The organism is Paracraurococcus ruber (assembly GCF_004353985.1).
Taxonomy (GTDB): domain Bacteria; phylum Pseudomonadota; class Alphaproteobacteria; order Acetobacterales; family Acetobacteraceae; genus Paracraurococcus; species Paracraurococcus ruber.
In genome coordinates this window covers 25874-32963 of record NZ_SMOA01000053.1, presented here as the reverse complement: position 1 = coordinate 32963, position 7090 = coordinate 25874, and the positions used below count along the sequence as shown (strand labels likewise).

5 protein-coding genes are annotated in these 7090 nt (G+C 72.9%); 3 read left to right on the top strand and 2 right to left on the bottom strand.

The genetic code is table 11. The annotated features are described in order from the left end of the window. Window positions 1-112: 112 nt before the first annotated feature. Window positions 113-2392, top strand: coding sequence for a beta-galactosidase (locus E2C05_RS12390; RefSeq protein WP_133219949.1), 2280 nt, complete (start codon window positions 113-115; stop codon window positions 2390-2392). Between the two features lie 172 nt (window positions 2393-2564). Here the strand turns inward: E2C05_RS12390 and E2C05_RS12385 are convergent, their stop codons facing one another. Then, a complete protein-coding gene (locus E2C05_RS12385; protein WP_205082793.1) occupies window positions 2565-3053 on the bottom strand; it encodes a helix-turn-helix domain-containing protein in 489 nt (162 codons plus the stop codon). Window positions 3054-3549: 496 nt separating this feature from the next. After that, window positions 3550-4650, bottom strand: a complete 1101-nt coding sequence (locus E2C05_RS12380) for a GNAT family N-acetyltransferase (RefSeq protein ID WP_133219947.1) — start codon at window positions 4648-4650, stop codon at window positions 3550-3552. 852 nt (window positions 4651-5502) lie between these two features. Between E2C05_RS12380 and E2C05_RS12375 the strand changes: the two genes are divergently transcribed. Both E2C05_RS12375 and E2C05_RS12370 read left to right on the top strand, forming a co-directional pair. Continuing rightward, a complete protein-coding gene (locus tag E2C05_RS12375; protein WP_133219946.1) occupies window positions 5503-6084 on the top strand; it encodes a PEP-CTERM sorting domain-containing protein in 582 nt (193 codons plus the stop codon). A 173-nt stretch (window positions 6085-6257) separates the two neighbouring features. After that, window positions 6258-6848, top strand: coding sequence for a PEP-CTERM sorting domain-containing protein (locus E2C05_RS12370; protein ID WP_133219945.1), 591 nt, complete (start codon window positions 6258-6260; stop codon window positions 6846-6848). Window positions 6849-7090: the final 242 nt, after the last annotated feature.

The following is a 7090-nucleotide window of genomic DNA, read 5'->3' as shown; positions in this document are numbered from 1 at the left end:
GCCGCCATGCGCGGCCCCGTCCTGCTCGACTTCCGCAACGTCTACGACCCCGAGGCCATGCGCGAGGCAGGCTTCCACTACCACTCCATCGGACGGCCCTGAGCCGCCGCGGGTGGCAGGCCCAGGGGGGCCAAGGGCCCTGTGGCCCTGGCCGGGGAAGCGCGAGGGGGCAAAGTCCCCTCGCAGGGCGGCACTGGGTTGCCTGGCAGGTGCCGCCCTGCTCCTCGCCCTTCCCGCCGCGGCGCAGACCCCGGCCGAACGCTGGCCGGATTACGAGATCATCCTCTGGCACCGGCCAACGACGCCGGAGGCCTTCGCCGCCCTGCCGCGCCTCGGCTATTCCGGCGCCCTGGTCTTCGGCCAGCGCGACGCGATCGACCCGGCGGCGGCACGCCGCGCCACCGCGCCGCTGAAAGCGGCCGGCCTGCGCTGGTATGTCGAGAACATCGCCACCGACTTCTACAGCGCCTATCACCGCTTCCGGCCCGGCCTGCCGGTGAACCACGAATACCTCGAGGTGCAGCGCCGCTACCGGGAGAACCCGGCCGACCCGACGCTCTTCCACCGCGAGCCCAGCCTGTCCGACCCCGCCTGGCTGGCGCGCATCCGGGGCCGCATGGCGGCGCATGCCCGGCTGCACCGCGACCTCGCCGCGCCGGCGCTCCCCTTCTTCCTCAATCTTGGCGACGAGCCGGGGATCGCCGACCTCTCGGCGGCCTGGGATTTCGATCTCTCGCCGCACGCGCTGGCCGGCTTCCGCGACTGGCTGCGCGGCGAATACCCCTCGCTCGATGCGCTGAACGCGCAATGGGGCAGCGCCTTCGCGACCTGGGAAGCGGTGCTGCCGGAGACGACCGATGCCGCCCTGGCGCGGACCGACGGCAACCACTCCGCCTGGTCCGACTTCAAGGCCTGGATGGACATCGTCTTCGCCCGGGCGCTGCGGGCGGGGCGGGATGCCGTGCATGGGGTGGATCCGGCGCTGCTGGCCGGCATCGGCGGCGGCCAGCGGCCGGGCTGGGGCGGCTGGGACTACGGCCTGCTCTCCCAGGCGGTCGACGTGCTGGAGACCTATGATTTCGACGGCAATGCCGCCATCGCCCGTGGCCTGAATCCGGGCTTGGTGCTGCTTTCCACCAGCTTCCTGCAGACGCCGGCGGAATGGCACCGCCTCTGGCGCCAGGCGCTGCTGGGCATGCGCGGCACCATCGTCTGGGACGGCGAGAAGGACATCGTCGCGGCGGACGGCACGCCGGGGCCGCGCGGCCTGGCCTCGGCCGCCGAATTCGCGGCGCTGCGTGGCGGCATCCCGGCGCAGTGGCTGGCGGCCGAGCCCGTCGCCGGCGCGGTCGGCATCCTCTATTCCCAACCCAGCTTCCGGCTGCGCTGGCTGCTGGACCGGCGGGCAGACTGGCAGCGCGACGGCGCCTCCTGGGCCGCCCGTGGCGAGGAGATCGAGCACCAGGAGGACAGCGCCTGGCGTGCCGCGCTCCGCCGCGCCCAGGGCGCGCTGGACCGCGCCGGCGTCGCGCCGCGCTGGCTGACGCCGGCCATGCTGGCGCAGGGCGTGCCGGACGGGCTGCGGGCGCTGGTGCTGCCGCATGCCATCGCCCTCGGGCCTGCCGAGGCAGCGGCGATCCGCGCCTTCGCCGCCCGCGGCGGGGTTCTGCTGACGGATGCCGCCGAGCCCGGCACCTTCGACGGTCGCGGCCAAAGGCTGCCCGTGCCGGCGCTGGCCGGCCTGCCGCTGCGCCGCCCCGAGGTCCTGCAACGGGAGGCCGGGGCGGAGCCCGGTCCGGCCGCTGAATTCGCCCGCCTGCTGGCCATGGCCGGCACCGCCCCGGCCCTGGCTGCCGAGGGTCCGCCCGATCTGGAGCAGCGGGAAGCGCGCACCGGCGCGGTGCGGCTGCTGGCGCTGCAGCGCGGGCTGGGCCCCGAGGGCCGGCCGCTGCCGCCGGCGACGGTGCGGGTGACGCCGGCGGAGGGGTGGCTGCTCCGCCACATGGGAGAGGGACCGGGCCTGGCCCCGGCCGCCACGGCCGAGGTGACGCTGGATGGGGTGCGGCCGGCGGTGCTGGTGCTCTCGCCCGCGGCGCTGCCGGGCCCGGTGATCCACGGCCCCGATCAGGCTGCGGCCGGGGAGACGGCGGAGTTCATGCTCGGCCTTGCCGGGCCCAGCCCGGCGGCCGCGACGGTCCTGCGCATCGATTTGCTGGATCCGGCGGGGGAGGCACGGCCGGACCGCAGCTGGACCCTGTTGCTGCGCGGCGCGGAAGCGCGCCCCTGGCGGCTGCCCGCCGGTGCCGCGGCGGCGCCTGGCCCCTGGCGGCTGCGGGTGACGGAGCTGCTGGGCGGGACGCGGGCGGAACACATGCTGGCGGTGGGCCGCTGATCCGGGCCGCTGCCCGCCATCGTGAACCCGACTGCTGGCGGGGTTGGGCCGACCTGGCGCCGGCGAAGCCGGCCGCGACACCGAACGCCCCTCCGGAGCCATCCGGCGCCTGCAGGACCGGAAAGCGACTATCGGCGGTCATGGCCCATGGTCATGGCCCATGACGCCGGGATCAGTCGTGGCCGCTGGTCTCCGCCTCGGCCATGGAACGGGCCAGGGCAATGAGGGCGCTGCGCTGCTCCGGCTGGCCGATATTGCTGAAGGCCTTGAGCAGCAGCCCCACCTCCGCCTCCTCGGCCGGGCCGAGGCGGCCGGCTTCGGCCGTGTTGCTGGTCAGCATGTCCACCGAGACGCCGAGCGCCGCGGCGATGGCGATCAGCCGGCTGGCGGCGACCCGGGTGAGGCCGCATTCATAGCGGTGCATCTGCGGGTTGGAGACGCCGATGCGGGCGCTGAGCTCGCTGAGCGGCATGCCCATGGCAAGGCGGCGGTCGCGGATGCGCTGGCCCACCGCGGAATCGGCATCGGTGGGCGAGCGCTTGGTGGTGGCGCGCGTCCGTGCCGCATCGGGTTCGGGCAGGACGACCACCGGCGGATCGTCGGGTCCGGCGGGCGGCGTCATGCCGGGCGCGTCGTCCGGCAGGGTGGGACGGACATGCAAGCCTGAGCCGGGTGGCGGGTAGAGGGGCAGCGGTTGGGGCATTGAGGATATCCGGGGGGCCCGGGAGCGGCGCGGGACGCTCGGGCCATGGTCGCAGGCGTCATTCGCGAGTTGGCAGGGAACAGGTCGCGGGGTCTTGCACGGAACGATATTCCAGCAAGAACCGAGCCAGTTCGAAAACAAGCCTGGATTCAGTGGCTTGGGATTCCGCCGCCCAACGCCGGGGCGAGGGGCTGTAAAGATTGCCAACAACACGATTTGATATCACAACAAGCTGTGTCGTGTCTGGCCAACGCCCTGCACGGGTAGTTGTCGCCGGATTGCTGTTGCGGCATCGCCCGCCGCCCCCGTCTGCCGCTGATCGCCCGGACATCCTGGGTGGATCGCGACGGGTCGCCCAATGTCGCCAGGCGCGGATCTGTCCCGCGACCGCCGCTTTGCGGTTATGCCGCTCTGGTGTCTGGGCGCAAGCCGCGGCCGGCCCTGGCGGACATGCCTAGTTGTCCGACGCTCGGGCGAGGTGGGCGGCGTCCCCGGCTGCGGCAGCCCGGCGCCGCAGGCCGGCCAGCCGTGCCAGCAGCCCGGCCGGGGACCAGGGCCGGGCCAGTTCCACCCAGACCAGGCTGGACTGGCGGTCGGCCAGGCTCAGCTTGTACCGCTGCCCCCCCGCCAGGAAATCATAGACCCGGTCGCCACGCGACACTGCCTGTGCGATGGCGAGGGCGTGGCAGGTCAGGCCGGGCCGGGCATGCGGCTGGCCGGCCGGGTCGGCCAGGCCGCTCTGATAGGCCAGCACCCGGCCGCGATGCCGGAAGTTGTAAAGAATGCCGACAAGGCCGGCGCCGCCGGTGACGCGCAGCAGGTTCAGCTCCCCGCGTGCCAGGGCATCGGCCATCAGGCGGCGATGGAAACGCCTCAGCCAGGGCGTGGCGAAGGCGCCGGGCTGGCCGCGCCGGGCCCAGCTGGCATCATGCAGCGCCGCCAACTCCCCGAACCAGGCCTCGAGCGTCGCCGCATCCGCCGCCGCCGCCAGTGCCAGGTCGCCGCCCGCGGCATAGAGCCGGTTGGAGCGGCGGATCTGGTAGCGGGTATTGGCGCTGAGCGTCGCCAGGTAGTCGCCGCCGGCAGCCCGCAGGGCGTCGAGATCGAGGAAGGGCGCCTCCCGCACCTGTTGGCGCAGCGCGACGCCGCCGGCCAGCGCCGGCAGGCCGGGCGGCGCGCCGCCCAGCACCAGGCGGCGCGCCCCGGCGACGTCCCAGGCAGCCCGCAGCAGGGCGGCGGCGGCGTCCCCATCAATGGCGAGCGGGCCGTTGTATTCGGCGAAGGGCCGGTCGCGCTCCGCATCGCCGCTTTCGGCCAGGTGCAGGCGGCCGCGGCGGCGATTGAACAGGGCAAGGCCCGCCAGCCGGCCGCCGCGCTCGGCCCGCAACAGGATGGGATCGGGGTAGCGCTCCGCCGCCAGGCAGCCGACCCAGGTCCAGGACTGGAAGAAGGAGACCTCGGCCTCGGCTTCCAGCCCGCGCCAGAGAACGCCGAGGGTATCGAAGCACTGGACCCGCTCCGTTCTGACGATGACTGGCAGGGCTGGGACTGACATGGCTGGGCTTGCATCCCGGAACGGGGCGTTGGTCGGCTGGATTCAGGGCCTGGAGGCCCGCCGCGCGGGGCTTGGCGTGGCGGCCACAAGCGACGGGCAGGCCCGAATGGCGCCGGCGTCGGGACCGGCCTGTCCATGCAGCCATGCGCCATGCAGCCGTGCGGAAGGATCTACGGGATACCCTCATGTATCCAGGGTGATGCGAAATAAAGATATAAATTCAACACCATAAGGAATTGCCTGAACTGGAGGGCGGGCGGCGGTGCCGGATCCCGACAGCACCGCCCCGGCGACGGGCCGGAACCGATGAGGCTGGTCCCGTTCGGCCTTGCGCCTGTCGCGCACCGGCTGCCGTCCGCCGGCCCAGGGCGGCATGCGGGATCGCTTCCCGGCCCTCATCCCATTTCGGGCCGCCGCATGGCCCCCCGGGTGACGGACCCGGCAGGTCGCCTTGCCGCCTTCGGGTGTCGGGCGGCCCGCGAGGGCGGGGCCGGGCCGGCATCCCGGGTCGGCCCCGCCAGCCGCGGGTCATGCGGGACAGCCAGCGGCATCGCGGGGTCCGGCTGGCGAGGGCTGGCCCACCGGCCCCATTGCTGGCCGAGGAAGCCCCGCCTTTCACAAGGGCATACAAGGCGATGGCCGCCGCCCAACCCATTCTGGCAGGGGGCCGCCAGGGGGGGCTAGCGGCCCGACCTCTCCGATATGTGTCGGGATCCTTTACAGAAGCGGATGGCGAGGCACCGCCTCCCGCAGATTTCATGAGTATCACCAAAGAGTTGTGCGCTTGGCACGCGGATTGCTGAATCCGTTTCGGGTCCAGGGAAGCCTGGGCCACGACGGAAGGGATCCTTCATGAACATCACCAAGATCGTGGCCGCTGCTGCGCTGGCCACCACTGTTGCGGCGGGGGCGTCCCAGGCCGCGACCATCAACGGCACCGCCGCTGCGGCGATCACCGGCATCAGTGCCAGCGCCCCCGTCATCGGCCTGGGCACCACCTTCACCAACACGCTCTTCACTGCCATTGGCAGCGGGACCGGCGACCTGAACGGCACCGCCGGCACCTTCCTGACGCTGAGCACGGTGACCGCGACGGCCGGCACGGCGGTCAGCTTCACCTCCGCCGTCGGCAACTTCACCGGCACGGTGCAGCCGATCGGCTTGAGCGCCAGCGGCCCGGCGACCTCGCGCGTGGTGGATATCTATGTGCTCGGCAACTTCACCCCGGCCGGTACCCTCTCGACCTTCGATCCGGGCGCGATGAGCCTGACCTTCTCCTTCACCCAGACCGGCGGCGCCAACTCCGCGGTGTCGGGCTCCTTCTCCATCGCCTCCCCGCCCTCCCCGCCGCCGGGCGTGCCGGAGCCGATGAGCCTGGCGCTGTTCGGCATGGGCCTGGCCGGCCTCGGCATGGTGGCCCGCAAGAAGGCCTGAGAGTCGGAATACTTTACAGGGGCGCCCCGCCAGCCGGGGCGCCCCATGCCTTGCCGGCGCGGGCCGCGGCACAGCCGGGGACCATGCCAGCCGAAGTCCGGGTCGCCTGACCCTGACCGGACCAATCCGGACAGGGCCGCGCGGCACCGCAGCGTTCGCCAGGGGAACAGCTGATGAAAATCTCACAGATCGCAGCCGCCGGCGCGCTGGCCGTCACCCTCGGCACCACCGCCCAGGCCTCGCCAATCCCGATCACCGGTACGGCCGCCATCGCCGTGGTCGGCGTCAGCGTCAATACCAGCCTGATCGATGTCGGCACGACCTTCACCAACACGCTCTTCTCGGTCGTCGGCGGCGCCACGGGGGACTTCATCCCGGCCATCAGCGCCCTCCTCACCCTCAACCCGGTGACGGCGACGGTGAACAGCGCGGTGTCCTTCACCGGCAGCTTCGGCAGCTTCGTGGGCCTGGTGGATTCCACCAGCCTTTCCGCCCAGAGCACGCCGACCAGCCGGACGGTGACCGTCTATGCGCTCGGCAACTTCACCCCCGCGGGGGTGCTCGGGAACTATCTGGGCAACGCGATGAGCGCGACCTTCTCCTTCACCCAGACCGGTGGCGGCAGCACCTCCGTTTCCGGCTCCTTCAGCGCCGCCGCGCCGCCGGCCCCCCCGCCGCCGGTCCCGGTGCCGGAGCCGATGAGCCTCGCCCTGTTCGGTCTGGGCCTGGCGGGCTTCGGCCTGATGGCCCGCCGCAAGGCCTGACCGCCGCCGCAAGGCAGCCCGGCTGAAGCCAGGCCGGGACGCCAAGCCGGTAGGCTGCTCCGGCAGCCCGCCATGGGATCGGCCGGGCGTGCAGGCATCGCACGGCAGGTTCTGACCGCCTGCCCCAGCGCCCAGCCCGGCCAGGAAGGCAGGGCATGTTCGAACGAGCGCTTCGTCCAGCCTTCGATCCATTCATCGTCCCGAGGGCGATGCCATGGGCCGGCCGCGACGGGCCGGCGGGC